This is a genomic window from Cryobacterium suzukii (assembly GCF_004403185.1).
GTDB classification, from domain to species: domain Bacteria; phylum Actinomycetota; class Actinomycetes; order Actinomycetales; family Microbacteriaceae; genus Cryobacterium; species Cryobacterium suzukii.
Map to the genome: position 1 here is coordinate 211,922 of NZ_SOHJ01000011.1, position 26,037 is coordinate 237,958.

Here is a 26,037-nt window from a genome sequence, read left to right on the forward strand (position 1 = left end):
GATTATCGGTCGAGAAACAGCCGCGACCTGATTATCGGTGCACAACCGGCGTTCTGGTCAGCGGTGGAGGAGGTATCTCAGGCGACACTGAACGAGTGGTCAGCGATTTCGACCCGGGTATCACGCGGCAGAACGTACCGTCGGCCCGGTTCGAGTGCCTCGGCCGTTTCGCCCGGACGGCGAATCACGGTGCCGTTGCCCGAGACCCGGTCGCTGACCCAGAAATCGCCGTCGTGCTGGCCGAACTCAAGGTGAGTCTTGGAGACCGAGCGGTCGGCATCCGCTACCCGAATGAGGTCGTCGAAAGTCTCGTCGGGTTGGGCCAGGGGTTTGCGGCCGATCAGGCCGGAGCCCTGCACGGACGCCACCTGACCGGTGCTGAAGGTCAACACGAAGGTCACCCGGGTCGGCAGCGCGGCGGCGGAGACTGCGGGCGGTGCTGCGCCTGGTGCGGCTGTCACCACGGCGGTGGCCCGCACGGGCGCCGGAACCTCCGCGGGAATCGGTACGGAGATGACGACGGTGGTGCGCGGCAGGCGCGCAATGATCGTCGTGTCGTTGGGGCGAGGGTCCGGGCGCTTGCGCGACTCCACGGTAGCGGTACGGGAGCTGCCGCATTCGCCGCAGAACATGGCCAAGACCGGCAACCAGGCCCCGCAAATCTGACACGTCACGATCGGCCTGGCCTAGACCTTTTTGACCAGGCTGGATTTGAGCTGCATGAATCCGAAACCATCGACCTTGCAGTCAATGTCGTGGCCATCGACCGGGTCGACGAGACGAATGTTGCGAACCTTAGTGCCGACCTTGATCGACAACGACTGGCCCTTGACCTTGAGGTCCTTGATGATCGAGACGGTGTCACCGTCGGTCAGCACGGTTCCGAAGGCGTCCTTGACAACGGCTTCCTGTTCTTCGTCGACCGGTTCATTCGACCATTCGTGGGCGCAGAGTGGGCAAACCAGCAGCGCGCCCATCTCATAGGTCAAATCGCTGGAGCATTCAGGGCACGGGGGCAGGGTCTCATTCACTCGTTTCATAATACGCGACTGGACTGCGCCGGTACGGGCGTGCTATCGACGGCGGGTCAGCACGCGCCAGAGCCGGCCGGCGATGACCATGAGGATCAGCCGAATGTCAGCGATGAAAGAGGACGCTTTCCAGCCGATCCCGATTCCGGACTCCCGGTTGAAAGCCGATACCGAACGTCCGAAGAAGTGTGACTGGGCCAGGTCAGGTGTTGGGCGCCTCGTACGATTCGACGGCGAGCACGTCGATCACGATTGCGGTGACGTTGTCGCGACCACCGTTTTCCAGGGCCGCCTCGACCATTGCCGCGACGGCATCCGCTGCCAGCTTCTGTTCGAGCAGAAAATGACGGATTCCGTAAGAGGTGAGTTCTTTAGTGAGTCCGTCTGAGCAGACCAGGATGCGCATGCCTGCCTGGATGGGCAGGATACGGTAATCGGGAATGGGCGGTTCGTGAAAGCCGACGGCCCGAGTGATGATGTTGCCATGCGGGTGCACATCGGCCTCTTCACGGGTGATGCGCCCGGCATCGACGAGTTCCTGCACGACCGAGTGGTCGTTGGTGACCTGCTCGAGAACACCACCGGTCAGCTGGTAGACCCGGGAATCGCCGATGTTGTAGACGATCCAGCTAACGGCGTCCGAGACGAGTGCCAGCGCTACGCCGGTCACGGTGGTTCCGGTGCCCTGGTCGGTGACGCCGACACCCTGCGCCATGTCTTCCACGGCGAGAGCGAGCGCCCGGTCGATCGAACCGGCCTCCGCCACGAGTGTTCCGGAGAGCTCGGCGAGCCTGGTCACTACTGCGGCGCTTGCGACATCGCCGGCCGAGTGACCACCCATGCCGTCGGCCACTGCGAACAGGGGCGGAGCGGCGAGGAGGCTGTCCTCGTTGACCTCGCGGCGATGGCCGACATCGGTCATGGCGGCCCACGCCAGCGTTAGCGTCGTGGAAACGCTGGGCAGTTCGACGCGAAATTCGGTCGAACCTTGACCAATCTGGGTCACGGGAGGTGCCTTCCGAGTGTGGGCACGAATCCGTCCCCGCCGTTCCAACGTTCACCGAAGGACTTGGACCATAATAACGTCACCGCCCACGGACGCTGCACCTAGTGCCCGATGTAGCTCATCACGTGCTTGATCCGCGTGTAATCCTCGAACCCGTACATCGAAAGATCCTTGCCATAGCCGGAGTGCTTGAAACCGCCGTGCGGCATCTCGGCAACGATGGGAATGTGCGTGTTGATCCAGACGCAACCGAAGTCAAGGTGCTTGGCGAAGCGCATCGCACGGCCGTGGTCGCGGGTCCACACCGACGATGCCAGGCCGTATTGCACATCGTTCGCCCAGCGAAGCGCCTCGGCCTCGTCGGTGAAGCGCTGCACGGTCATCATCGGCCCGAAGATCTCCTGCTGCACCGCCTCATCGGTCTGCACGAGCCCGCTCACGATGGTTGCTTGATGAAAATATCCGGTACTGCCAACCCGATGTCCGCCAAGTTCGAGCACGGCGTGGTCGGGCAGACGGTCGACGAAGCCGGCTACCTGGGCAAGCTGGTTGGCGTTGTTAACCGGTCCAAACAGAATGCCCGTTTCGCGAGGAGCCCCCGTGCGGGCGTTGTCACGGGCATAGGCGGCGAGCGCAGCGACGAATTCGTCGTGAATGCCACCTTGCACAAGCAGCCGGGTTGCAGCCGTGCAGTCCTGACCGGCGTTGAAGAAGCCGGCGGCGACGATCCCGGCAACGGCGAGCTCGATATCCGCATCGTCGAACACGATGACCGGTGCCTTGCCGCCCAGCTCGAGGTGCACCCGTTTCAGGTCGTGTGACGCGGCTTCGGCCACGGCCATTCCCGCCCGCACCGAACCGGTGATCGACACAAGCTGCGGGGTCTTGTGGTCGACCATGGCCGCACCGGTCGTGCGGTCGCCGACGAGCACGTTAAGCACACCGGCTGGAAGAAATTCCGCCGCGACCTCGGCGAGCAGCAGGGTCGCGCTCGGGGTCGTGTCCGAGGGCTTCAGCACCGTGGTATTGCCGGCGGCGAGCGCGGGCGCAAACTTCCACACCGCCATGTTCAAGGGGTAATTCCAGGGCGTGACCTGGCCGACGACACCGATCGGTTCACGCCGGATGAATGAGGTGTGGTCAGTCATATACTCGCCGGCCGCGCGACCCTCGAGGTTGCGGGCGGCGCCGGCAAAAAACCGAATCTGATCGACCGAGAGCAAAATCTCGTCGTCAACCAGGGTGGACCGAGGCTTCCCGGTGTCGAGCGACTCGGCGTCGGCGAATTCCTCGGCGCGCGTCTCGATCGCATCCGCTATGCGAAAGAGCGCTAGCTGCCGCACGGCCGGGGTCGTCTCGCCCCACATTTCGAAAGCGGATGCTGCGGCCCGGTAGGCCGAGTCCACATCGGCTGCATTCGATACCGGGCTAGTGCCGTAGACCGTTTCGGTCGCGGGATCGATGAGGTCGAACCGATCCGTCGCGGTGGAGTCGACGTACTGACCATTGATGAAGTTACGTAGTTCGGGGGCGCTCATGCGGCCCAGTGTATCTATTTCAATGTGAAATGCATCGAGATTCACAAATGAAATCCGCAGTAATTTGCATAAAACGCGACGGATTCGCTTGCTGAAGTGTATTTGGACTGACAGAATCGATGCATGAATGGACAAAGGCGCGGTCAGTCGCCCAAGCCGGCCCAGCTCGACGATGTGTCGAAAAAGATCATCGAACAGCTTCAAGCGGATGGACGTCGGTCGTACGCGGAGATCGGCAAAGCTGTCGGCCTCAGCGAAGCGGCCGTGCGCCAACGGGTACAGAAACTCACTGACTCCGGTGTCATGCAGGTGGTAGCTGTAACGGACCCGATGCAGCTGGGCTTCTTCCGTCAAGCCATGATCGGCATTCGCGCCTCAGCCGACACCCGCGTGCTCGCCGAGCAGCTGGCCGAGATCGATGCCGTGGACTACGTCGTGCTCACGGCCGGCACCTTTGACATTCTCGCCGAGGTCGTCTGCGAAGACGACGACGAACTGCTCGAACTGCTCAACTCCAAGATCCGCAATCTCGATGGAGTCCTCTCCACCGAGACGTTCGTTTATCTCAAACTCCATAAACAGTTCTATAACTGGGGAACACGGTAAAAAATGACTCTCACCACGCCCACCGAAACGCCTATTGCCTTCAGCGACGCCCACAACGCCGAGCTTCAGCAGAAGGCCAAGGATCACCTCTGGATGCACTTCTCGCGTCAGTCGGTGATGGAATCCGGCGCTGGAGTGCCCATCATCGTCAAGGGCCAGGGGCACCACATCTGGGATTCCAAGGGTAAGCAGTACATTGACGGCCTCAGCGGCCTGTTCACGGTCAACGCGGGGCACGGACGCAAGCGATTGGCCGAAGTCGCTGCCAAGCAGGCCGAGGAACTCGCCTTCTTCCCAATCTGGTCGTACGCTCACCCGAACGCGATCGAACTCGCCGATCGGCTCGCCTCCCATGCTCCCGGCGACCTCAACCGGGTGTTCTATTCCACCGGAGGCGGTGAAGCGGTCGAGACCGCGTTCAAGCTCGCCAAGTATTATTGGAAGCTGATGGGCCGCCCGACCAAGCACAAGGTCATCTCCCGCAATGTCGCCTACCATGGCACCCCGCAGGGCGCCCTGGCCATTACCGGCATCCCGGCGATGAAGGAGATGTTCGAGCCGGTCACCCCCGGTGGTTTCCGCGTTCCCAACACAAACTTCTATCGGGCCGACGAGATGAGCCCTGGCCTCGGCCTCGGTGACAACCTCGAAATGTTCGGTCAGTGGGCCGCGAACCGCATCGAGGAGATGATCGAGTTCGAGGGCCCCGAAACCGTCGCCGCCGTCTTCCTGGAGCCGGTACAGAACTCCGGCGGCTGCTTCCCACCGCCTCCCGGATACTTCAAACGGGTACGCGAGATTTGTGACAAGTACGACGTGCTCCTGGTCGCCGACGAGGTCATCACGGCGTTCGGTCGCATCGGTAACATGTTCGCGTCGACGACCTACGACATTCAACCCGACATGATCACCTGTGCCAAGGGCATGACGAGCGGATACTCGCCAATCGGCGCGACCATCATCAGTGACCGTATCTACGAACCGTTCAAACACGGCGACACGACGTTCTACCACGGCTACACGTTCGGTGGCCACCCGGTCTCCTCGGCAGTGGCCCTGGCCAACCTTGACATCTTCGAAGAGGAGAAACTCAACGAGAACGTTCGTGAGAATTCGCCGCTGTTCCGCAAGGAACTGGAGAAGTTGCTCGACCTGCCCATCGTCGGCGACGTGCGTGGTGCCGGGTATTTCTTTGGTATCGAGCTGGTCAAGGACAAGGGCACCAAGGAAACTTTCAACGACGAGGAATCTGAGCGTCTGCTGCGCGGCTACCTGTCGAAGGCGCTCTACGAGGCCGGACTGTACTGCCGCGCCGACGACCGTGGCGACCCGGTCATCCAGCTCGCTCCCCCACTAACCGTTGGCCCGAAGGAATTCGCCGAGATGGGCGAGATTCTGCACGGGGTGCTGTCGGAGGCGCCGAAGTACATGTAGCTGCTCTGAACGAGGTTCAGCGGCCGGCTGCGCGCTCGTCGAAGTCTTCACCCCAGTCTTGATCAAGGTCTTCGTCGAGTTCGTAGCCGTCGCTCTCCTCAACTGCGCCGTCATCATCGCCGTCATCATCGCGCGGGACCGCGAACGCCCACTCCGGCAGGTGTCCAGAGTCGAGCAGCAGTTCCAGCAGGATCGCCATGCTGTACTGCGAGTCGATGGCGAGGGCTTGGTCCACGAAGAAGCCGGCCACGGACCCGCTGCCGAGTGCCCACGACAACCAGGCCAGCATGCAGAGCGGCGCAGGCCTGGCCGATCGAGGTGCCATGGCAACGACGGTGCGCAGCAGGGTGATCGCGACACGGATCCGGTCAATGTCGGGCCGTTCGCACTGCAGGCCAAGCATGATGTCGCCGGTGTGTGCAGCGGTCGGGTCACCGATGCTGATCTCCTCGGCTACGAGGTCGTCGAGGCTTCGACCGGTTTCGTGCTGGAGCCGAGCGTACCGTCCGTTGATGTCGTGGGCGCGCACCCCTTCATCGCGCCCGAAGGCGAACTGCACCATGATCTGATCGCGATTGGGCGGGGACTGCACGAGCACGAGAAGCGCCGCGGCGTTTTCCTCGGTGGGCGGATTCGGCCAGGTCAGTGCCTCCTCGGCGATCGCTATCGGGTCGAGTGCGACGCCGAAGGCGCTAAACAGCGGTGGAGAGTTCTCGGCCCGCGCGAGCAGGTGGCGGTACCGCCGGTAGATCCGGGCCAGGCGTTCCTGGGTCGCCAGGTTGACGCCGATCGGATCCGCGCCGTTCTGCAGAGTGCCGAGCGGGCGTACAAGCTTGGTCCCCGTTTCCTCGTTCGCCGCCATGTTCACCGGTGACGCGGCGATATCGCTGAGTGGATGCCCGCCAGCGGGGCACTCCGAATCGAGGTAGCTTCCCCAGGCATCCGCTGCCACGCACAGGGAATCGCGCAGCAGAAAACCGCTCCACTCGAGCCGCCGGTTCAAAATCTCGGCAAACTGTTCGCGCGGGATGCCGACGGCATCGTTAAAGGAATCACCGGTGTAGATGACCGGAACGACGGCGTCCACCCCGGGAATCTTGCACAGCATCCCGGCGAGGGTCGTCGCGATGCGTTTGTACACCTTGTGGGGTGCACCGTCGTCCGGCAGATTGAAACGCAGCGCACCGCAGGTGCGGTTGCCACGAAACGCGACGAGCACGGCGCTGGTCTCGGGAGCGAAACCGAGCAGCTGGGGAACGAGTGCCAGAAAGTCCTGGGCCTTCTGGGCTTTGACAATGGTGGGATGCATGCCGCTACTGTGCCAGCGCCGCCGCGCGCTGGATCTGCGCCGGACCAAATCTGGGGTTGATTCGGGGATGTGACCGGTTGGGGAGGAGTCGCCTCTAGACCTCGTCGGCAACGGGCGCTGCGAATTGTGCGGCATACAGCGCCTGGTAGGCACCGTTGGCGGCGAGCAGCTGCACGTGGTTGCCCTGCTCCACGATGCGGCCCGATTCCATGACCAGAATGAGGTCCGCGTCACGAATCGTCGACAGGCGGTGGGCGATGACGAAGCTCGTGCGTTCGGCCCGCAGGGCGCTCATCGCCTTCTGCACGAGAACTTCGGTGCGGGTGTCCACCGAGCTGGTCGCCTCGTCGAGGATGAGCACGCTCGGCTGCGCCAGGAACGCGCGGGCGATGGTGAGCAGCTGCATTTCGCCGGCGCTCACGTTGCTGCCCTGATCGTCGAGCACGGTGTCGTAGCCGTGCGGGAGCGAGTGTACGAAACGGTCGACATAGGTCGCGGTGGCTGCGGCGAGAATCTCCTGCTCCGTCGCATCCGGTCGGCCGTAGGCGATGTTGTCGCGAATCGTGCCGCCGAACAGCCAGGTGTCCTGCAGCACCATGCCCATGCGGCTGCGCAGGTCATGCCGGGTCATGGTGGCAACATCGATGCCGTCGAGCAGGATGCGCCCCGAGTCGATCTCGTAGAACCGCATCATGAGGTTGACCAGCGTGGTCTTGCCGGCTCCGGTCGGACCGACGATCGCGATGGTCTGCCCGGGTTCGGCGACGAGGCTGAGTTCCTCGATCAGTGGTTTGTCCGCGGTATACCGGAACGACACGTTTTCAAAGACCAGACGCCCGTGCACCTGGGTGGGCGCGTCGGCGGGGTCGGGGTCTTCGCTCTGTTCGTCGGCGTCGAGCAGGTCAAACACGCGTTCAGCGGATGCCACGCCCGACTGCAGCAGGTTCGCCATCGACCCGAGCTGCGCGAGCGGCTGAGTGAACTGGCGGGAGTACTGGATGAACGCCTGCACGTCACCCAACTGCATGGCGCCGGAAGCAACCTGCAGTCCGCCGACAACCGCGATAGCGACGTAGACAAGGTTGCCGATGAAGGTCATGGCCGGCATGATCATGCCGCTGATGAACTGGGCGCCGAAGCTGGCCTCATAGAGTTCGTCGTTTTTGGCCGTGAACCGGGCGTCGACCTCTTTCTGCCGGCCGAACACCTTGACCAGCGCATGGCCGGTGAACGTCTCCTCGATCTGACCATTGAGTTCGCCGGTGTTCGCCCACTGGGCTACAAACAGTTTCTGGGAACGCTTCGCAATGAACGCCGTGATCACGAGGGTGAGCGGCACCGTGACAAGCGCGATCACAGCGAGCAGCGGCGAGAGGATGAGCATCATCACTATCACGCCGATGACAGTGAGCAAGCTGGTCACCACCTGACTCAGCGACTGTTGCAGGCTCTGCGAGATATTGTCGACGTCGTTTGTCACTCGACTGAGCAGCTCACCGCGCGGCTTCTTGTCGAAGTAGCTCAGCGGCAGGCGGTTGATCTTCGCCTCGATCTCTTCCCGCAACCGGTACACCGTGCGCTGCACCACGCCGTTGAGCACGTAGGCCTGCATCCAACTGAACACGCTCGACAGCACATACAGTGCGAGCGCCCAGAACAGCACGGTGGAGAGTATGGCGAAGTCGATTCCGAGCCCGGGGGTGAGCGTCATGCCGCTGAGCATGTCGGCCCGGGTGGTGTTGCCGGCTGCTCGCAGTTCCGCGATCACCTCGGCTTGGCTGCTGCCACTGGGCAGGCTTTTCGACACGATGCCAGAGAAAATCAGGTTGGTACCTTCGCCGAGCAGACGTGGGCCGAGCACGGAGAACGAAACACTGATCACGGCGAGCACGAGCACGAGCACGAGAGCGAGCCAAAGCCGCTCGGGGCGGAGCTTGCCGAGCAGGCGTTTGCCAGACGCGGTGAAGTTCATCGATTTCTCGGCCGGCAGGCTCATGCCGCCAAACGGCCCGCCGCCGCGCTGCGGACGCACCGCCGGCTTGTCATCGGCGTGCGTCTCGCTCATGCGGCTTCCTCCGCGGAGAGCTGGGACGACACAATTTCCTGATACGTGGTGTTCGTATCGAGGAGCTGCTCGTGGGTTCCCCGACCGACGATGCGGCCGTCTTCGAGCACCAGGATCTGGTCTGCGTCCATGATGCTCGACACCCGCTGGGCGACGATGACCATGGTGGCGCCATCGGTGCTTTGCTTGAGGGCAAGCCGAAGTCGAGCATCGGTGGCGAGGTCGAGGGCCGAGAATGAGTCGTCGAAAATGTACAGCTCCGGCCGTTTTACGAGGGCGCGCGCAATTGCGAGGCGCTGGCGCTGGCCACCCGACACGTTGGTGCCGCCTTGCGAAATCGGTGCGTCGAGCCCGCCGTTCATTTCCGTGACGAAGTCCCGAGCCTGGGCGATCGTGAGGGCCTGCCAGAGTTCCTCCTCTGTCGCATCCGGTTTGCCGTAGAGCAGGTTGCTGCGCACCGTTCCGGAGAAAAGATAGGGCTTTTGCGGCACGAGGCCGATCTGCCCCCAGAGCAGGTCGGGACTGAGCTCGCGCACGTTGACGCCATCGACGAGTACGGAGCCGCTCGTGGCGTCGAACAAGCGCGGCAGCAGGTTGACCAGGGTGGTTTTGCCGCTGCCGGTGCTGCCGATGATCGCGGTGGTCTGGCCATGACGGGCGATGAAGCTGACGTTACGCAGCACCGGCTGTTCGGCGCCCGGATAGGAAAATCCAACATCGAGCAGTTCGAGTTCGCCTTGACCGACCGTTGCGTTCACCGGGTTGGCCGGCGGCACAACGCTCGACTCGGTCGCCAGCACCTCACCGATGCGGTCCGCCGAGACGGCAGCGCGCGGGATCATGACGGCCATGAACGTGGCCATCATGACGGCCATGAGAATTTGCATGAGGTAGCTGAGGAACGCGATCAGCGTACCCACCTGCATCGATCCGTCTTCGATGCGAAACGCGCCGAACCAAATCACGGCGACGCTGGAGACGTTGAGCACGAGCATGACGATGGGGAACATGAGCGCCATCAGCCGACCCGAGCTCAGGGCGACGTCGGTCACGTCCTGGTTGGCCCTAGCGAACCGGGCGATCTCTTGCGTCTCGCGTACGAACGCCCGCACCACCCGGATACCGGTCAGCTGTTCCCGCAGTACCCGGTTGACGGTGTCGATGCGCGTCTGCATCCTGCGAAACAGCGGCACCATCCTGACCACGATGGACCCGACGGCGATAAGCAGGATCGGCACGCTCACCGCGATAAGCCAGGACAGCTGCACGTCCTGACGGATCGCCATGATCACACCGCCGATGCTGAGGATGGGTGCAGTTACCAGCAGGGTGCAGGTGGTGAGCACGAGCATCTGCACCTGTTGCACGTCGTTGGTGGAGCGGGTGATGAGCGATGGGGCCCCGAACCGGGTGACCTCCTGCTCGGAAAACTCGCCCACCCTGCTGAAGACGGCCCCGCGCAGGTCGCGCCCGACCTTCATCGCCACCTTCGCACCGAAGTACACAGCCACGATCGCGCAGACAATCTGCGTGAGAGTGATCAGCAACATCAGTCCGCCAACACGCAGAATGTAGCCGGTGTCACCGGTTGCGACGCCCTCATCGATGATGTCGGCGTTGAGGGTGGGCAGAAAGAGAGAGGCGATCGATTGGGCCAGTTGAAAGAGAATCACTCCGAGAAGCAGCTTCCAGTGTGGACGCAGGTACCGCACGAGTAAGGACCACAGCACGAAGTTCTCCCAGGGTGGGGTCAGGCGAAGAGGTTGGAAATGTACGCGACCTCGTCGGCCGACGGCTGCCAGGACGCCGCGGCATCCGCGTTTTGAATGATTTGCTCAGGCTTGGTGGCGCCGGCGATGACGCTGGTCAGTCCCGGCTGCGCCAGCAGCCAGGCGAACGTCGCGGCCAACATACTCACCCCGCGCGCGTCACACCATTTTTGATACTGCTCGATCACGTCCCACGGGGCATCGTCGACGAGGTGGCGCCTGATCATCATGATGCGGCTGTCGGCTGGCCCGCCCGTGCGAGAGAATTTGCCGGTGAACAAGCCATTGTAGAGCGGGAAGAAGGGCAGAAACCCGAGGCCGTATGCGTTCACGGCCGGCAACACCTCGTCTTCGACACCACGTGCGAGCAGGCTGTATTCGTTCTGGCTCGAGATGAACGCGGGGTGACCGTTCATACGGGCGGTGAACTCGGCTTCGGCGATCTGCCATCCGGATAGGTTGGAGTGACCGATGTAACGAATCTTGCCCTCGGTAATGAGGTCGTGCAGGGTTGACAGGGTCTCTTCGATCGGGGTTGACGGGTCGGGAGCGTGCAGCTGGTAGAGATCGATCCAGTCGGTCTGCAGTCGTCGGAGGGACGCCTCGACGGCTAAGCGGATGTACCGGCGTGAGCTGCGCGCGCCCCAGTCCGGACCGTTCAACCCGCCCATGTCCAGGCCGAACTTCGAGGCCAGCACGATCTGGTCGCGCTTGCCCCGCAGCGAGTGTCCCATGAGCGTTTCGCTCAGTCCTCGCTCCGCACCGTAAATGTCGGCGGTGTCGAACAACGTCACCCCTGCTTCGAAAGCGGCGTCGATCACCGCCGTCGTGCCTTCCTGGCTCTCGGACGCGGTCCCGGTGCGACCGAAATTGTTGCACCCGAGCCCGATCGTCGAGACGGTCAGTCCGGAGGAGCCGAGTCTGCGATATTCAATTTGAGCCATCACTACAGACTAGGGGCGCAGCCGCCTCCTGCACAGGTGCGAGTGCCAGGCCCTTGTGCACCCATGTCCGAAACCCGCGAAGTCTCGGCCGAAACGGCGGCTACAGTCGAATCATGGACAGCATTCCGACGCACACCCAGCTCCCCACAACGACGCACGCGCTCCTTCGCCTCCCCAGCCCCGTCGGCCGTCTGGAACTCACCGCCGACGATGAGGGCATTCTTTCTCTTTCCATCGAAACCGACGGTCACCTGCCACTCGACGCGACCCCGGAGACCCCCTCCCCCGTGTTGCGACTCGCCGCCGAACAGCTCAACGAATACTTCGCCGGAACCCGGCAGTCGTTCGATCTTCCCGTGCACCTGACGCGCGGCACCGAGTTTCAGCGCAGCGTCTGGGCTCGGCTGGCCAGCCTCAACTTTGGCAACGTCATCTCCTACGGGGCGCTCGGTAGTGACGTCGGCCGACCGGGTTCGGGCCGCGCCATCGGCGGAGCCGTCGGCGCGAATCCGGTGCCGATCATCATCGGCTGTCACCGCGTACTGGCGACGAGCGGTCAGATCACCGGCTATAGTGCCGGGCAGGGTATCCCCACCAAAGCTTGGCTGCTCAATCACGAGGGCATCGCGCACCGGTAGCCGGGCAGTGTGACCGTGAATTCAGCGACGCCCCAAGGGCAGCAGGCCGAGCGCCCGCACGGCGTCGCGTTCCTCCACAAGTTCTGCAACGGATGCCTGGATTCGATTGCGCGAGAAGTCGTTGAGTTGTAGCCCGCTCACGATGTGCCAATTCCCGTCAACCGATCGCACCGGGAACGAGCACACCAAGCCGGGCGGAACATCGTAGGAGCCATCGGAAACGACCCCGGCGCTGGTCCAGTCGACGCCGCGGCCGGTGACCCAGTCGCCCACATGGTCGATGGCCGCGTTGGCGGCGGAAGCGACCGAGGAGCCTCCCCGCACGGCAATAATCTCCGACCCGCGCTGGGCAACTCGCGGGATGAAGGTCGCCGCCAGCCATTGCTCGTCGACGAGATCGCGAACCGCTCGGCCTTCTGCGGTGGCGTGGAAGATATCCGGGTATTGACTGGCCGAGTGGTTTCCCCAGACGGTCAGCCCCTGAATCGCCCCGACTGAGACGTCGAGGTGGCTGGCCAATTGTCCGACAGCCCGGTTGTGGTCGAGCCGGGTCATGGCAGTGAAACGGTCACTCGGCACATCCGGCGCGTGTGCGGCGGCGATGAGGGCATTTGTATTGGCTGGATTGCCCACCACCAGTACGCGCACGTCATCGGCCGCACCAGCGTTGATGGCTGCCCCCTGCGGTGCGAAAATACGGCCGTTGGCCTCCAGAAGGTCGGCACGTTCCATGCCAGGCCCGCGTGGGCGCGATCCGACGAGCAGTGCGATATTCACTCCCTCGAATGCGACCGCAGGGTCATCGGTGACCGTTACCCCGCGCAGCAGGCCGAAGGCACAGTCCTCAAGTTCGAGCGCGGTGCCCTCCGCGGCCTTCCGCCCCTGGGGTATTTCCAGCAGGGTGAGACGGATGGGCGTCGTTGGTCCCAGCAGTGCGCCAGCGGCAATGCGAAAGAGCAGCGCGTAACCAATCTGTCCGCCTGCTCCGGTGACAGTCACATTGACCGGCTGCCGAAGGATGGGAACATTGATCGCTGAGCGGAACGTACTGGTGTCTGAACTCACGCGCCCAGCCTAACCCCGGTATAGATCGTCGATGAGGCCGCGCGCCCTGGGGCGGCGAGGTGCTGTTCTACGACGAGCTCGAGTTCACCGGGTGCGCCATGGTCTAGTCGGATTCCGACCGATCCAGCCCAGCGGATGAGTTCGCGCGCGTTCGTGAAATTGTGTTCGTGTTCGAGCAGAGCCCGGGTGAACTCGCCCTTGGACTTCTTATTGAAGTGGTTCAGGGCACGCTTCTGACCGTCTCCGTCGTCGGCGACCACCCGCAGGTACAGTGACTCCGGCCGCACGGGTCGGGCGCCCAGGGCTACATACGCCTCAGACCTCAGGTCGAGCAGCAGTCCGTCGGTCCGGCCCAGGAGCCGCTGAATATCGCCGCTCCAGTGCTGTTTGAGAGTGTGGTTGGCCAGCGTGACACCCGGCACTCGCGAATCGTGGGACAGTCGGTACGCCGGTATCGGATCGAGGGCGGCGATCGGCCCAAGCAGTGCGGAGTGCACGACCAAATGAGCGTGCGCGAATTCGCGCCTCGGTCCTGAGAGGGTCGCAGCATCCAGGCCGTCGAAAAGCACCCCGGTGTAGCGGTCGATTACCGGAAGGGTCGGAGAGGTCAGTAACTCACGGTTGCGGTCAATCTCGAACAGCTGTGTGCGTCCCAGCTTGAGGGCGGTGCGGGCAGCCTCTGGATGCCGCGTCAGCGTTACGAGCGCCCGCGCCAGTACCCGACGCTTCACGTTCAGGGTCGGGTAGGCCAGTTTTGTCCAGTCCAGGGGTACAGCTTCGCCGCCGGAGCGTTTCGTCTCCGACGGCGGAAGCAGTATCAGCACTGGTGTTTCAGACGGGCTATTTGGAACCCACGAGCTCAGCCTTGCGGGCCACGATGGTGACCATGTCGTTGTCGACCGACAAGAATCCATCCTCAGCCCGGGCGAGAACCTTGGAGCCGTCTGGCAGGGTGAGACGCACGTCACCCGCGGCCAGAATCGCCAACATCGGTTCGTGCCCGGCCAGGATGCCGATCTCGCCCTCGACGGTCTTGGCGACAACCATGCTCACCTCGCCGGTCCACACCTGATGGTCGGCCGAAACAACGCTGACGGACAACGACTTCGCCATGCTTAGTCGTTCTCCTTCTGAATCTGAGCCCACTTCTCTTCGACGTCGTTGATGCCACCGACGTTGAAGAAAGCCTGCTCGGCCACGTGGTCGAAGTCACCGTTGGCAATGGCCGTGAACGACTCGATGGTGTCCTTGAGCGGAACAGTGGAGCCCTCGACACCGGTGAACTTCTTCGCCATGTAGGTGTTCTGCGACAGGAACTGCTCGATGCGGCGGGCACGGGAAACCGTGACCTTGTCTTCCTCAGAGAGCTCGTCAACACCGAGGATCGCGATGATCTCCTGGAGTTCCTTGTTCTTCTGCAGGATGGCCTTGACGCGAACGGCCGTGTTGTAGTGATCGGCACCCAGGTAGCGGGGGTCGAGGATACGGCTGGTCGAGGTGAGCGGATCGACGGCCGGGTACAGGCCCTTTGACGCGATCGCTCGGGACAGCTCGGTCGTAGCGTCCAGGTGGGCGAAGGTGGTCGCCGGTGCGGGGTCGGTGTAGTCGTCGGCAGGAACGTAGATCGCCTGCAGCGAGGTGATCGAGTGACCGCGGGTCGACGTGATGCGCTCCTGCAAAATGCCCATCTCGTCGGCCAGGTTGGGCTGGTAGCCCACGGCGGACGGCATCCGGCCCAGCAGGGTCGACACCTCGGAACCGGCCTGGGTGAAACGGAAGATGTTGTCGATGAAGAGCAAGACGTCTTGCTTCTCCACGTCGCGGAAGTACTCAGCCATGGTGAGGGCGGAGAGGGCGACGCGCAGACGCGTTCCCGGCGGCTCGTCCATCTGGCCGAAGACTAGCGCGGTCTTGTCGAAAACGCCAGCTTCTTCCATCTCGGCAATGAGGTCGTTGCCCTCACGGGTACGCTCACCGACTCCGGCGAACACCGATACTCCACCGTGGTCCTGCGCAACGCGCTGGATCATTTCCTGGATGAGGACGGTCTTGCCGACTCCGGCACCACCGAACAGGCCGATCTTTCCACCGAGAACATACGGCGTCAGAAGGTCGATGACCTTGATACCGGTTTCGAACAGTTGAGTCTTGGACTCGAGCTGGTCGAAAGCCGGCGGCTTACGGTGAATGGGCCAGCGTTCGGTGATTTCGATCTTCTCGCCGGGCTGGGCGTTGAGGACATCGCCGATGACGTTGAAGACCTTGCCCTTGGTGACGTTTCCGACCGGAACCGTGATGGGGCTGCCGGTGTCGCGTACTTCCTGGCCGCGGACGAGTCCGTCGGTCGGGTTCAGCGCGATGGCGCGAACGAGGTCGTCACCGAGGTGCAGTGCAACCTCGAGAGTGATCTCATTCGACTCGTCACCGATGGTGATCGTGGTCTTCAGGGCGTTGTAGATGCCGGGGATCGAGTCATGCGGAAACTCGATGTCGACAACGGGGCCCGTGACGCGCGCGATGCGGCCAACAGAGCCGGCCGTGTCCTCCGCCCGGACTGGCGCGATTGCGGTGTCAGTCATTGCTCTCTCTTCTCTTGCCCATGGGACATGTGAACTACTTCTTAGCGGATGAGAGCGCGTCGGCTCCACCCACGATCTCGGAAATCTGCTGGGTAATCTCAGACTGACGCGCGTTGTTCGACAAGCGTGTGTAGTCCGTGATCAGCTTGTCGGCGTTGTCGCTGGCCGACTTCATCGCCTTCTGGCGACTCGCGTGCTCGGACGCCGCCGACTGCAGCATGGCGTTGAACAGACGACTCTCGATGTACACCGGGAGGAGGCTGTCCAAAACCGTTTCAACGTCGGGCTCGAACTCGTAGAGCGGAAGAACCTTGTTGTCGCCGGGTTCTTCCACCCCCTCAACGACCTCGAGGGGAAGCAGCCGAACAACTTCGGGGACCTGCGTGACCATGCTGACGAAACGGTTGTAAACGATGTGAATCTCGTCGACGCCGCCGTCGGAGTAGTCCGTGAGGAATGACTCCAGCAGTGCTTCGCCAATTTCCTTGGCCGTTTCAAACTGCGGCTGATCGGTTCCGCCGGTCCAGACTCGCTCCGACGTGCGGTTGCGAAAGCTGAAGTAGGCGATGGCCTTGCGGCCGATCAGGAAATAGGAGATCTCCTTGCCCTGGCCACGGAGCAGCTCGCTGAGCGACTCTGCCTCCCGCAAAACCTGTGAGCTGAACGCGCCGGCCAAACCTCGGTCGGAGGCGAAGATAACGACCGCTGCGCGCTCGATCTTCTCCGGCTCAGTGGTGAGCACGTGCTCAACGTTCGAGTACGTGGCCACCGCTGAGACGGCTCGCGTCACCGCTCGCGAATACGGGGTCGACGCAGCGACTCGCGCCTGCGCTTTCTGGATGCGCGAGGCGGAGATCAGCTCCATGGCCCGAGTGATCTTCTTGGTCGTCTGGGCAGACTTGATCTTCTGCCGGTAGACCCGAAGTTGCGCTCCCATGTGTCTGCTTCCTTGTCTTTCAGTTTGGTGTCGTCAGTTGTACTGCAGGTCGCAATCAGCGACTAGCGGCGGTGCTTGACGATCTTTTCCTGGTTGACGTCTTCAACGGCAATGGCTTCAAACTTTTCTTTGCCCACCGACGCGAGCGGCTTGCCCTCACCGGTCTGGAATTCGAGTTTGAACTTGTCCACGCCGGCGGTGAGAGCGGTAACGGTCTCATCGGAGAGGACGTTGGTCTCGCGCAGGGTCTTCAGGATTTCGGTGCTGCGCCCCAGGAAGTCGAGCAACTCGCGCTCGAAGCGCAGCACGTCGGCAACGGGAACCTCGTCGAGCTTGCCGTTGATGCCGGCCCAGATAGAGACGACCTGGTCCTCGACGGGGTACGGCGAGTACTGCGGCTGACGCAGCAGCTCAGTGAGGCGGGCTCCGCGGGCGAGCTGACGACGGCTGGCCGCGTCGAGGTCGGAGGCGAACATGGCGAAGGCTTCGAGTGAACGGTACTGGGCCAACTCGAGCTTCAGCGTGCCGGAAACCTTCTTGATCGACTTGACCTGCGCGTCGCCACCGACGCGGGAGACCGAGATACCAACGTCAACAGCGGGACGCTGGTTAGCGTTGAACAGGTCGGACTGCAGGAAGATCTGACCGTCGGTAATCGAAATCACGTTGGTCGGAATGTAGGCGGCAACGTCGTTGGCCTTGGTTTCGATGATCGGAAGACCGGTCATCGAGCCGGCGCCGAGCTCGTCGGAGAGCTTGGCACAACGCTCAAGCAGACGGGAGTGCAGGTAGAACACGTCTCCGGGGTACGCTTCGCGTCCCGGCGGGCGACGCAGCAGGAGTGACACGGCACGGTAGGCCTCGGCCTGCTTGGACAGGTCATCGAAGACGATGAGAACGTGCTTGCCGGCGTACATCCAGTGCTGGCCGATGGCCGAGCCGGTGTACGGGGCCAGGTACTTGAAGCCCGCCGGGTCAGAAGCGGGAGCGGCGACGATGGTGGTGTACTCCATCGCTCCGGCATCCTCGAGGGCACCCTTCACCGAAGCGATGGTGGAGCCCTTCTGTCCGATGGCGACGTAGATGCAACGAACCTGCTTGTTCGTGTCGCCGGACTCCCAGTTGGCCTTCTGGTTGATGATGGTGTCGATCGCGATCGCCGTCTTGCCGGTCTGGCGGTCACCGATGATCAGTTGACGCTGGCCACGGCCGATCGGGATCATGGCGTCGATGGCCTTGATGCCGGTCTGCATCGGCTCATGAACCGACTTGCGGCTCATGACGCCGGGCGCCTGCAGCTCGAGGGCACGACGGCCTTCGGTTGCGATGTCGCCGAGTCCGTCAATGGGCGCGCCGAGCGGGTCGACGACACGGCCGAGGTAGCCGTCACCAACGGGAACGGAGAGTACCTCGCCAGTGCGGTGCACCTCCATGCCCTCAACGATGCCGCCGAACTCGCCGAGCACGACGACGCCGATCTCATCCTCGTCGAGGTTCTGGGCCAGGCCCAGGGTGCCATCGGCAAACTTGATGAGTTCGTTTGCCATCACGCCGGGCAAGCCCTCAACGTGGGCGATACCGTCGCCGGCCGTGGTGACGTAGCCAACCTCGGTCGTTGATGTCTTGTTCGGCTCGTAGGACTTGACGAAGTCCTGGAGAGCGCCACGGATCTCATCGGGGCTGATCGTTAGTTCTGCCATCATCTTCCCTTTTCTGTACGGCTGTACAGGTTCTGTCTGTTCGAGGACGCTGCCGTCCTGAGTCATCTGGTACTGCTGGGTTTATGGTGCTGCTGAGGTGACTCAGCGAGCGAGCTGGAGTCTCAAGTCCGCCAGGCGGGTTGCAATGCTGCCGTCGATGACCAAATCACCGATTTGTACGCGAACGCCACCGACCAATTCCGGGTCAACGACCTGGTTGATGGTGAGTGCTCGTCCGTGACGCACTTGGAGGTTCTTCTGCAAGCGGGCGACCTGGTCGGCTGTGAGAACACTTGCCGACGTGATGGTAGCGATCGACGTGCCAGACTCGTCCGCGACGACGGCTGCTGCGTGTCGCAGCAGCTCACCGATGCGGCGGCCGCGAGGCTGCTGCACCAGGTGACGAACAATGGCGAGCGTCTGACCGGAGACTTTGCCCGCCAGAAGCTTTTCAACCAGGGCTGCTTTGGCGCCCGGCTTTCCGAGCTTGCTGGCCAGTGCCAGCTCGAGGTCAGCGTCGGAGGACACCGTCGTACCAAAGGCGAATAGTTCACCTTCGATCGACGTGCCGGCGAGTGAAGCCCCACCGGACGAAACAGACAGGGCCATAGCCCGCAGGCCCAATTCCTCGATCCCGGCTAGCAGGTCGTCGTGGCTGGACCAGCGTTCGGACACTGCCGCGGCGAGCAGGTCGAGCGCCCGAGGCGTCACACTTGCGCCGAAAACCGCGCGCACGAGGGTGACTTTGGCCGCAGCATCCGCCGACGCATCGCCGAGTGCCGACAACAGCTGGGACGACGAACCAATGACGCGACCGGCGCCGAATAGGCTTTCGCCCGTCGCCAGATCAGTCGTGCCGCCGGGAACGGACAATGCCGCCCTCGATGTGGCGAGTGCTTCTCTGGTGGCGCTTCCCATTTGCTAGATCTTTCCTGCTGCTGGAGCTGCTGCTTGAGCTGGTACTTCGCTGGCTTCGAGTTCGGCCAGGAAACGATCGACGATGGCACTGGCCTTCGCGTCGTCGGACAGGCTTTCACCGATGACACCCGAGGCGAGGTCAATGGCAAGGGTGCCGACCTCGCTGCGAAGAGACACGACGGCGGCCTGACGTTCGGCTTCGATCTGCGCCTTGGCACTGGCCGCGATGCGACCCGCTTCGGCAGCTGCTTGTTCCTTGTGCTCAGCGACAATGCGCTGGCCATCGGTGCGGGCCTGGTCACGAATCTGACCGGCTTCGGCGCGAGCGTCAGCAAGCTGGGCCGTGTACTGCACGAGTGCAGCTTCGGCCTTGCGCTGCGCGTCATCGGCCTTGGCGATGTTGCCCTCGATGGCTTCTGCACGATCGTCAAGAAGCTTCTGCATCTTGGGAAGCACAAGCTTCCAGAAGAAGAAGAAAATCACGACAAAGCAAACCGCCGACCAAATGATGTCGTACCACTCCGGAATGAGCGGGTTCTTAGCCGCTTCTTCAGTTGCGGCTGCAATTACTGCGTGAAGCATCATGCCTCCTAACTAGATAGTGAAGAGGTTTAGACGCCGGTGAAAATAAAGTACGTGGCGATGCCAATGAAGGCGAGCGCCTCGGTGAAGGCGATACCGATGTACATCAGCACCTGCAGGCGGCCGGCCAGTTCAGGCTGACGCGCGACACCTTCGATGGTCTTGCCAACGACGATACCGATACCAATTGCCGGGCCGATGGCTGCGAGGCCATAACCGACGGTCGCGATGTTTCCGTTGATTTCCGCGAGAACGGTTGTTGCGTCCACGTATGTTTCCTTCCGTGATGGTGAATTCGGCGAGTGCCGGATTCCTAAAGTGTCTAGTGTTCCTCAGCCAGCGCGAGCTGGATGTAGACGGCGGTGAGTAGGGCAAAAATGTAAGCCTGGAGGACGGCAATCAGCACTTCGAAGAGCGTGAAGGCGAAGCCGAAGACGAGGGTGCCAGCGCCGAAGAGCTTGAACCCGCCATCCGCAGTGAAGAAGAAGAACTGAGTTGCGCTGAAGAACAGCACGAGCAGAAGGTGTCCGACGATCATGTTCATCATCAGTCGGAGCGTGAGGGTGAAAGGTCGCACCAGGAACGTCGAGATGAACTCGATCGGCGTCACGATGATGTACAGGAATACCGGTACCCCGGGCGGGAACAGCGAGTTCCGGAAGAATTTCGCCGGGCTCTTCTTGACGCCGGCATAAATAAACGTTGCGTAGGCGATGACACCGAGAAGCAGCGGAACCCCGACCACCGAGGTACCGGCAATGTTGAGGAAGGGAATGATTCCCGTGAGGTTCATGAACAACACCATGAAGAAGATGGTGGTCAGAAGCGGCAGAAAACGCTTGCCATCTTTCTTACCGAGCAGGTCTTCAGCGATGTTGACGCGAACGAAGTCGAGTCCCATTTCGGCCAGACTCTGGCCGCGGGTCGGAATGATCTTCATTCGGCGAGTGCCAAGCCAGAAGACCAGCATCAGAACGGCGACCGCAATGAAGCGAATCAGAATTATGCGGTTGATCTCGAACGGAGTATTAGCAAAAAATATTACGTCGGGGAAGAACTCATTGATGGAGGGACCGTGGAATTCACCGTCGCCGGTGGCAGACGGGACCATCAGGTTTACGGCGATTTCTAGCAGCGCTTTCTCCTGTTTCGGGGCGGTGAGCTCTGCTCGCGCAACGACGAATGGGGCAGGTTTACGCCGCTGAAAAGCATGTGCAAACCGGGGTGGGATCGGTGTTTACTCTAGCAAAGATCAGGCGCGGAGCCGAATCGAGAGCAGGATCAGTGGGCGAATGGGTCGAAGGGTTACTCATCGACCGGGGCGGGGGGCAGTTTGACGTCGCCGACGTAGGGCATCCGGCTCTTCAGAACCACGACAGCGTCCACGACAAGGGAACCCACGACGCCGGCGACGATGCAGAAGAACAGCACCATCGGTTGAATCCACTCGCGATCCTGCAGCACCACGAGCAGCACCAGAAAGACGACGAATTTGAGCAACCAGCCGCCCATGATGATGCCGAAGAAGCCGCCGATGGCGGATTCGTTACCGGCGACGCGATTGGCCAGGAGGATACTGCCAGCCGTGATGCCCATGAAGGCTACCGACATGATCGTGCCGATCAGGGCACTGAGCACACCGGTGCCGCCGGCGACGAGGAAGCCGATGATCGAGCCCACCACGGCGATGGCGAGGGCGACATATCCCCCGTAGATCAGGATGCGGCGCAGCACGGGGATCGAGGTGGGCTGCGTGGAAACGGGTGGGGTGGCGCTGGTCATACGTTCTCCTCGGCAGGCGCCGCCGCGGAGGCGGTCGCTCGTGTCGTCGTTGGGGCTGATAGTTCTGTCGTGGGCGCAGCGGCCTCGTCCAGCGGGTCAAATTTGTCCAGCACTGCCATCTGCGCCGGTGCCGACTGGCTGATCCATTCACCGGTCTTGCGGCGGCCGAGCGGAGCGAGCGTGACGATGGTGCAGATCAGCAGCGACGTGACCACAAAGATGGTCGCGTACCAGGTCGGCAGCCCGAAGTAGACCGGCAGGATGTAGTAGAGCAGGCATCCGATGGATGCTGCTGCTGTCCACCCATAAAAGATCAGCACGGCGTGCAGGTGGGAGTGTCCCATGTCGAGCAGCCGGTGGTGCAGGTGTTTTCGGTCGGCGCTGAAAGGTGATTTGCCGGCGTGCACGCGACGGATCACGGCCAGCCCGAAGTCGAGCAGCGGGATGATCATGATCGCCACCGGCAGCAGGAGGGGGATGAAGGCCGGAAACAGCTGGGAGCGATTGATCGCCGTCAGATCGATCTGTCCGGTGATGGCGATCGCGCTCGTTGCCATGAGCAGGCCAACCAGAAGCGCACCGGCGTCACCCATGAACATCTTGGCCGGGTGCCAGTTCAAGGGGAGAAAACCGACACAGGCGCCGACCAGGATGGCGGCAATGAGCGAGGCAAGGTTGAAGTAGTTGGTCGGTGAGGTGTCTCGCACGAGCAGGTAGCTGTAGAGAAAGAAGACCCCGTTGGCGATCAGGGCCACGCCGGTGACGAGGCCGTCCAGGCCGTCGATGAAGTTGATCATGTTCATGACGACGACGATGGCGACGACCGTGACTATGATCGACGTCCGGCCGCTCCAGAGCGTCAGTCCGCCGATCGGCAGGGAATAGATTTGTACGCCTTGCCAAGCAACGAGCCCGGCGGCAATGAATTGCCCAGCGAGCTTCGTCATCCAGTCGAGGTCCCAGATGTCGTCGGCGACGCCGACCAGCACAATCAGAAGGGCAGCGCCGAGGATCGCGAGAATCTGTTGTGGATTGGCAAAGACCAGGCGGAGCGGGGCAAAGGGAGCCGAAATGAGATACGCGACGCCGAAAGCCACGAGAATTCCGAGGAACATGGCGATGCCGCCGAGGCGCGGGGTGGGCCGGGTGTGCACGTCGCGTTCGCGAATTTTCGGGTACAGGCGGTACTTGTGGCTGAGTTTGTAGACCACGATCGACAGCACGAAGGTGACGATCGCCGAAACGAGCGCGAGTAGAACGAAAAGGGTCATGGGCTACCGGCTGGCATCCGTTCCATCGTGCGCGCCGTCCGTGCTGTCATCCTGAGACGGGGCAACGATGGTTGGCGCAGCATCCGTTTCAGCCGGCTCCGCCGGTGTCCCGGGAATAACCGGCACGGCCGCGAGCACGTCACCCAGGACGTCCGCGATGGCCTCGCGAGAGATAACGCCGCTCCGCACGATGTGCAGAAAACCACCGTTGTTCTCGAAACCGGAGGCGTCCACGATCGTCGACGACACGTCGCTGGTCTGACTAAACACGCTGTCATAGGTGCTGCCGGCGGTTCCACCGTCGAGGTACATTTCGACGCTCTCGCCGAGCGCGGCTGCGGCAGCCTGGGCGTCGACGGTGGCCGGCATGCCGCTGAGGTTTGCGCTGGACACGGCGAGCGGGCCGGTCTCCGCGAGCAGGTCGAGGGCGACCTGGTTGCTCGGCATGCGCAGTGCCACGGTGCCACGGGTCTCACCGAGATCCCAGACCAGCGAGGGCTGGGCATTGACGATGACCGTGAGTCCGCCTGGCCAGAACGCCGCGACCAGGTCGCGTACCGGCTGCGGCACGTCCACGGCGAGAGCGTCGAGGGTGGGGATGCCCGGAATGAGCACCGGCGGCGGCGACTGCCGACTTCGGCCCTTCGCGTCGAGGAGCAGCTGAACCGCTTCGGCGTTGAATGCGTCAGCGGCAACGCCATAGACCGTGTCGGTCGGGATGACGACGAGCGCCCCGCGTCCGATGGCCGTGCGCGCCAGTGCAATGTGCGCTTGGTAGTCTTCGCTCGCGTGCGAGTCGCTCGTGCAATCGTAGATGCGTGTCATTTCCGGCAATTCTAACCCAGTGCGGTTGTGAAGAGCGGATTCGCGGGCTGTGCGTTTGAACGACGGTGTGGGCGCGTGCTCTTTAGGGCCGAAGTGCTGTCGTAGCCCGGTCTCGGCTGGTGTAGTCGCGGTGGGTGGCGGGGGCGCGCCACCCATCGAACGCCAGCAACTCCCTGATCGCGGCACCCTGCAGCTCGCCGTGCTCGATCACGAGCACCCCGCCGGGGCGTAGCAGCCGCAACCCGGTCGCCGACACGCTGCGCACAACGTCGAGGCCGTCCGGGCCGCCGAACAGGGCGTGGGCGGGGTCGAACAGACGCACCTCTGGGTCGCGGGGAATCGCATCGGCTGGAATGTACGGTGGATTGGAGATAACGACGGCAACCGTACCGTCGAGTTCCACGAACGCGTCCGCGAGATCACCGAAGGCGAGAACTGCGTTTTCGGCGGCCACTTCCGTAAAGTTTCGAGTGGTCCACGAAAATGCCTCCGGCGAGTTCTCAATCGCGAAGATGCGCGCGTGCGGCACCTCGGTGGCCAGAGCCAACGCGATCGCGCCGCTCCCTGTGCCCAGGTCGACGCCAATCGGCTCCGGATCGGGCATCGACCGCAGGGCGTCGATGGCGAACTGGGCGACCTGTTCGGTTTCGGGCCGTGGCACGAAGACACCTGGACCCACGTTCAACGACAACGACCGGAACGGGGCCCGCCCAGTGATGTGCTGCAGTGGTTCGCGCCTGCCACGGCGGGCGAGCATGGTCTCAATGGTGGCGGCATCCGCTTGGCTGACCGGTCGATTCAGGATGCTGCCGGCCTGCACTTCGCCGCGGCTCTGGCCGAGAACGTGGCCGATCAGCAGGTCGGCGTCAACTTCGGGGTCGGTGATGCCGGCCGCGGCGAGCAGGCTGATCGCTCGGTTACGCAGGGAGGTCAGGGTGGCAAGCGGGGCAGAATCTGAAGAAGGCACGTAGTGAAATGTAACGCACCCGGACGTTAGTAGCCGTGGGCCATAGGCTGGAGACGGCCCGCCCACCCAATTGCATGGGATTTAGCCGAATTTCACCGAACGAAAGTTGATCACGTGCCCAAGATCTATTCCGACATCACCGAAGCCGTCGGTGGGACCCCCCTCGTCAAGCTGAACCGTTTGACCGAGGGCCTCGGCGCCACCGTGCTTGCGAAGCTTGAGTTTTACAACCCCTCGAGCAGCGTGAAGGATCGCATCGGTGTTGCAATCATCAACGCAGCTGAGAAGGACGGTTCGCTCAAGCCGGGTGGAACCATCGTTGAAGCGACCAGCGGCAACACGGGCATCGCCCTCGCCATGGTCGGCGCGGCCCGCGGTTACACCGTCATTCTGGCCATGCCCGAAACGATGAGTAAGGAACGCCGCGTCATGATGCGGGCGTACGGCGCGGAGATCGTACTGACCGCCGGGGCCGACGGCATGCGCGGAGCGGTCGAAAAGGCCGCCGAGATCGTAGCGAACACCCCGGGCGCTGTACTGGCGAGCCAATTCACAAACCCGGCCAACCCGGCCGTCCACCGCGCGACCACCGGTGTGGAGATTTGGAACGACACCGAGGGTACGGTCGACATTCTCGTCGCTGGCATCGGTACCGGCGGCACTCTCTCGGGCGCTGGCGGCTACCTCAAGGAGCAGAAGCCGGGTCTCAAGGTCGTCGGCGTCGAGCCGATCGACTCCCCTATTCTCACCGGCGGCAAGCCTGGCCCGCACAAGATTCAGGGCCTCGGCGCCAACTTCGTTCCGGAAACCCTCGACCGCAGCGTTTACGACTCGATCACCGACGTGACCCTGGCCAACTCGCTCGCCACAGCGCGCTCACTCGGCACCGATGAGGGAATCCTCGGCGGCATCTCCGGCGGCGCCGCTGTCTGGGCTGCGCTCGAGCAGGCAAAACTCCCCGAGAACGCTGGTAAGACCATTGTCGTCATCGTTCCCGGCTTCGGCGAGCGGTACATCTCGACCGTGCTCTACGAAGACCTGCTGGACTAAGAGAACGCTGCCTGCCCTTCA

Annotated in this window: 26 protein-coding genes; 4 read left to right on the forward strand and 22 right to left on the reverse strand. The window is 62.7% G+C overall.

Translation table 11 applies throughout. The features are described 5' to 3' along the window. Positions 1-77: 77 nt before the first annotated feature. From E3T39_RS10765 to E3T39_RS10780, 4 genes are all read right to left on the reverse strand, one after another. A complete protein-coding gene (locus E3T39_RS10765; protein ID WP_134515150.1) occupies positions 78-674 on the reverse strand; it encodes an FHA domain-containing protein in 597 nt (198 codons plus the stop codon). Positions 675-686: 12 nt separating this feature from the next. Next, a complete protein-coding gene (locus E3T39_RS10770) occupies positions 687-1,031 on the reverse strand; it encodes a zinc ribbon domain-containing protein YjdM (protein ID WP_338145273.1) in 345 nt (114 codons plus the stop codon). A 202-nt stretch (positions 1,032-1,233) separates the two neighbouring features. Then, positions 1,234-2,037, reverse strand: a complete 804-nt coding sequence (locus tag E3T39_RS10775) for a PP2C family protein-serine/threonine phosphatase (protein WP_338145274.1) — start codon at positions 2,035-2,037, stop codon at positions 1,234-1,236. Between the two features lie 101 nt (positions 2,038-2,138). Then, a complete protein-coding gene (locus tag E3T39_RS10780) occupies positions 2,139-3,575 on the reverse strand; it encodes a gamma-aminobutyraldehyde dehydrogenase (protein ID WP_134515154.1) in 1,437 nt (478 codons plus the stop codon). Between the two features lie 123 nt (positions 3,576-3,698). Between E3T39_RS10780 and E3T39_RS10785 the strand changes: the two genes are divergently transcribed. Beyond that, positions 3,699-4,181, forward strand: a complete 483-nt coding sequence (locus E3T39_RS10785) for an Lrp/AsnC family transcriptional regulator (protein ID WP_134515156.1) — start codon at positions 3,699-3,701, stop codon at positions 4,179-4,181. A gap of 3 nt (positions 4,182-4,184) precedes the next feature. Further along, a complete protein-coding gene (locus E3T39_RS10790) occupies positions 4,185-5,615 on the forward strand; it encodes an aspartate aminotransferase family protein (protein WP_134515158.1) in 1,431 nt (476 codons plus the stop codon). Between the two features lie 16 nt (positions 5,616-5,631). On the opposite strand, the gene E3T39_RS10795 is transcribed toward E3T39_RS10790, so the two are convergent. The 4 genes from E3T39_RS10795 to E3T39_RS10810 all read right to left on the reverse strand — a co-directional run bounded on the left by E3T39_RS10795 (position 5,632) and on the right by E3T39_RS10810 (position 11,702). Then, the gene (locus tag E3T39_RS10795) at positions 5,632-6,924 is read right to left on the reverse strand and encodes a DUF4192 domain-containing protein (RefSeq protein ID WP_166784103.1); all 1,293 of its coding nucleotides are present in this window, start codon (positions 6,922-6,924) and stop codon (positions 5,632-5,634) included. A 94-nt stretch (positions 6,925-7,018) separates the two neighbouring features. After that, positions 7,019-8,989, reverse strand: coding sequence for an ABC transporter ATP-binding protein (locus E3T39_RS10800; protein WP_134515162.1), 1,971 nt, complete (start codon positions 8,987-8,989; stop codon positions 7,019-7,021). Further along, on the reverse strand, positions 8,986-10,719 hold the full coding sequence (locus E3T39_RS10805; RefSeq protein ID WP_134515164.1) for an ABC transporter ATP-binding protein: 1,734 nt from the start codon (positions 10,717-10,719) through the stop codon (positions 8,986-8,988). The genes E3T39_RS10800 and E3T39_RS10805 overlap by 4 nt, the downstream gene beginning before the upstream one ends. 20 nt (positions 10,720-10,739) lie before the next feature. Beyond that, positions 10,740-11,702 carry an aldo/keto reductase gene (locus tag E3T39_RS10810; RefSeq protein ID WP_134515166.1) on the reverse strand — a complete coding sequence of 321 codons (963 nt, stop codon included), beginning with the start codon at positions 11,700-11,702 and terminating at the stop codon, positions 10,740-10,742. A 113-nt stretch (positions 11,703-11,815) separates the two neighbouring features. On the opposite strand from E3T39_RS10810, the gene E3T39_RS10815 reads away from it, so the two are divergent. Continuing rightward, complete coding sequence (locus tag E3T39_RS10815; protein WP_134515168.1) at positions 11,816-12,340, forward strand: methylated-DNA--[protein]-cysteine S-methyltransferase; 525 nt, start codon at positions 11,816-11,818, stop codon at positions 12,338-12,340. Between the two features lie 21 nt (positions 12,341-12,361). On the opposite strand, the gene E3T39_RS10820 is transcribed toward E3T39_RS10815, so the two are convergent. The 14 genes from E3T39_RS10820 to prmC all read right to left on the reverse strand — a co-directional run bounded on the left by E3T39_RS10820 (position 12,362) and on the right by prmC (position 24,966). Further along, the gene (locus E3T39_RS10820; RefSeq protein WP_478213416.1) at positions 12,362-13,405 is read right to left on the reverse strand and encodes a malate dehydrogenase; all 1,044 of its coding nucleotides are present in this window, start codon (positions 13,403-13,405) and stop codon (positions 12,362-12,364) included. Then, positions 13,402-14,229 carry a YaaA family protein gene (locus E3T39_RS10825; RefSeq protein ID WP_134515170.1) on the reverse strand — a complete coding sequence of 276 codons (828 nt, stop codon included), beginning with the start codon at positions 14,227-14,229 and terminating at the stop codon, positions 13,402-13,404. Before E3T39_RS10825 ends, E3T39_RS10820 begins: the two co-directional genes overlap by 4 nt. Before the next feature lie 16 nt (positions 14,230-14,245). Beyond that, the gene (locus E3T39_RS10830) at positions 14,246-14,518 is read right to left on the reverse strand and encodes a F0F1 ATP synthase subunit epsilon (RefSeq protein ID WP_134515172.1); all 273 of its coding nucleotides are present in this window, start codon (positions 14,516-14,518) and stop codon (positions 14,246-14,248) included. A 2-nt stretch (positions 14,519-14,520) separates the two neighbouring features. After that, entirely contained in the window at positions 14,521-15,984 is a 1,464-nt protein-coding gene (gene atpD / locus E3T39_RS10835; protein ID WP_134515173.1) for a F0F1 ATP synthase subunit beta, read from the reverse strand. Between the two features lie 34 nt (positions 15,985-16,018). Beyond that, positions 16,019-16,921 (reverse strand): F0F1 ATP synthase subunit gamma, encoded by a 903-nt coding sequence (locus E3T39_RS10840; protein WP_134460102.1) that lies wholly within the window; start codon positions 16,919-16,921, stop codon positions 16,019-16,021. A gap of 62 nt (positions 16,922-16,983) precedes the next feature. Then, positions 16,984-18,621 (reverse strand): F0F1 ATP synthase subunit alpha, encoded by a 1,638-nt coding sequence (gene atpA / locus E3T39_RS10845; RefSeq protein WP_105034528.1) that lies wholly within the window; start codon positions 18,619-18,621, stop codon positions 16,984-16,986. Positions 18,622-18,723: 102 nt separating this feature from the next. After that, positions 18,724-19,539 carry a F0F1 ATP synthase subunit delta gene (locus E3T39_RS10850; protein ID WP_134515175.1) on the reverse strand — a complete coding sequence of 272 codons (816 nt, stop codon included), beginning with the start codon at positions 19,537-19,539 and terminating at the stop codon, positions 18,724-18,726. Positions 19,540-19,542: 3 nt separating this feature from the next. Further along, positions 19,543-20,121: a F0F1 ATP synthase subunit B gene (locus tag E3T39_RS10855; RefSeq protein ID WP_134515783.1), complete on the reverse strand. Its 579-nt coding sequence runs from the start codon at positions 20,119-20,121 to the stop codon at positions 19,543-19,545. A 29-nt stretch (positions 20,122-20,150) separates the two neighbouring features. Continuing rightward, entirely contained in the window at positions 20,151-20,390 is a 240-nt protein-coding gene (gene atpE / locus E3T39_RS10860; protein ID WP_104197089.1) for an ATP synthase F0 subunit C, read from the reverse strand. A gap of 53 nt (positions 20,391-20,443) precedes the next feature. Then, positions 20,444-21,232 carry a F0F1 ATP synthase subunit A gene (atpB, locus tag E3T39_RS10865; protein WP_105034434.1) on the reverse strand — a complete coding sequence of 263 codons (789 nt, stop codon included), beginning with the start codon at positions 21,230-21,232 and terminating at the stop codon, positions 20,444-20,446. Positions 21,233-21,426: 194 nt separating this feature from the next. Beyond that, positions 21,427-21,903: a Cg1360 family ATP-synthase-associated protein gene (locus E3T39_RS10870; RefSeq protein ID WP_134515177.1), complete on the reverse strand. Its 477-nt coding sequence runs from the start codon at positions 21,901-21,903 to the stop codon at positions 21,427-21,429. Further along, positions 21,900-23,174 carry an MraY family glycosyltransferase gene (locus E3T39_RS10875; RefSeq protein ID WP_134515179.1) on the reverse strand — a complete coding sequence of 425 codons (1,275 nt, stop codon included), beginning with the start codon at positions 23,172-23,174 and terminating at the stop codon, positions 21,900-21,902. Before E3T39_RS10875 ends, E3T39_RS10870 begins: the two co-directional genes overlap by 4 nt. 3 nt (positions 23,175-23,177) lie before the next feature. Continuing rightward, positions 23,178-23,999 carry an L-threonylcarbamoyladenylate synthase gene (locus E3T39_RS10880; RefSeq protein ID WP_134515181.1) on the reverse strand — a complete coding sequence of 274 codons (822 nt, stop codon included), beginning with the start codon at positions 23,997-23,999 and terminating at the stop codon, positions 23,178-23,180. 82 nt (positions 24,000-24,081) lie between these two features. Next, entirely contained in the window at positions 24,082-24,966 is an 885-nt protein-coding gene (gene prmC, locus E3T39_RS10885) for a peptide chain release factor N(5)-glutamine methyltransferase (RefSeq protein ID WP_134515183.1), read from the reverse strand. Positions 24,967-25,080: 114 nt separating this feature from the next. Here prmC and cysK point away from each other — a divergent pair, with 114 nt between their 5' ends. Continuing rightward, entirely contained in the window at positions 25,081-26,016 is a 936-nt protein-coding gene (cysK, locus tag E3T39_RS10890) for a cysteine synthase A (protein WP_134515185.1), read from the forward strand. Positions 26,017-26,037 lie beyond the last annotated feature (21 nt).

Excerpts from the sequence above, each read along its gene's own strand:
- E3T39_RS10780 (WP_134515154.1), bottom strand. The coding sequence starts at position 3,575 with ATGAGCGCCCCCGAACTACGTAACTTCATCAATGGTCAGTACGTCGAC.
- E3T39_RS10785 (WP_134515156.1), top strand. The coding sequence starts at position 3,699 with ATGAATGGACAAAGGCGCGGTCAGTCGCCCAAGCCGGCCCAGCTCGAC.
- E3T39_RS10790 (WP_134515158.1), top strand. The coding sequence starts at position 4,185 with ATGACTCTCACCACGCCCACCGAAACGCCTATTGCCTTCAGCGACGCC.
- E3T39_RS10795 (WP_166784103.1), bottom strand. The coding sequence starts at position 6,924 with ATGCATCCCACCATTGTCAAAGCCCAGAAGGCCCAGGACTTTCTGGCA.
- E3T39_RS10800 (WP_134515162.1), bottom strand. The coding sequence starts at position 8,989 with ATGAGCGAGACGCACGCCGATGACAAGCCGGCGGTGCGTCCGCAGCGC.
- E3T39_RS10810 (WP_134515166.1), bottom strand. The coding sequence starts at position 11,702 with ATGGCTCAAATTGAATATCGCAGACTCGGCTCCTCCGGACTGACCGTC.
- E3T39_RS10815 (WP_134515168.1), top strand. The coding sequence starts at position 11,816 with ATGGACAGCATTCCGACGCACACCCAGCTCCCCACAACGACGCACGCG.
- E3T39_RS10830 (WP_134515172.1), bottom strand. The coding sequence starts at position 14,518 with ATGGCGAAGTCGTTGTCCGTCAGCGTTGTTTCGGCCGACCATCAGGTG.
- atpD (WP_134515173.1), bottom strand. The coding sequence starts at position 15,984 with ATGACTGACACCGCAATCGCGCCAGTCCGGGCGGAGGACACGGCCGGC.
- E3T39_RS10840 (WP_134460102.1), bottom strand. The coding sequence starts at position 16,921 with ATGGGAGCGCAACTTCGGGTCTACCGGCAGAAGATCAAGTCTGCCCAG.
- atpA (WP_105034528.1), bottom strand. The coding sequence starts at position 18,621 with ATGGCAGAACTAACGATCAGCCCCGATGAGATCCGTGGCGCTCTCCAG.
- E3T39_RS10850 (WP_134515175.1), bottom strand. The coding sequence starts at position 19,539 with ATGGGAAGCGCCACCAGAGAAGCACTCGCCACATCGAGGGCGGCATTG.
- E3T39_RS10855 (WP_134515783.1), bottom strand. The coding sequence starts at position 20,121 with ATGCTTCACGCAGTAATTGCAGCCGCAACTGAAGAAGCGGCTAAGAAC.
- atpB (WP_105034434.1), bottom strand. The coding sequence starts at position 21,232 with ATGGTCCCGTCTGCCACCGGCGACGGTGAATTCCACGGTCCCTCCATC.
- E3T39_RS10870 (WP_134515177.1), bottom strand. The coding sequence starts at position 21,903 with ATGACCAGCGCCACCCCACCCGTTTCCACGCAGCCCACCTCGATCCCC.
- E3T39_RS10875 (WP_134515179.1), bottom strand. The coding sequence starts at position 23,174 with ATGACCCTTTTCGTTCTACTCGCGCTCGTTTCGGCGATCGTCACCTTC.
- E3T39_RS10880 (WP_134515181.1), bottom strand. The coding sequence starts at position 23,999 with ATGACACGCATCTACGATTGCACGAGCGACTCGCACGCGAGCGAAGAC.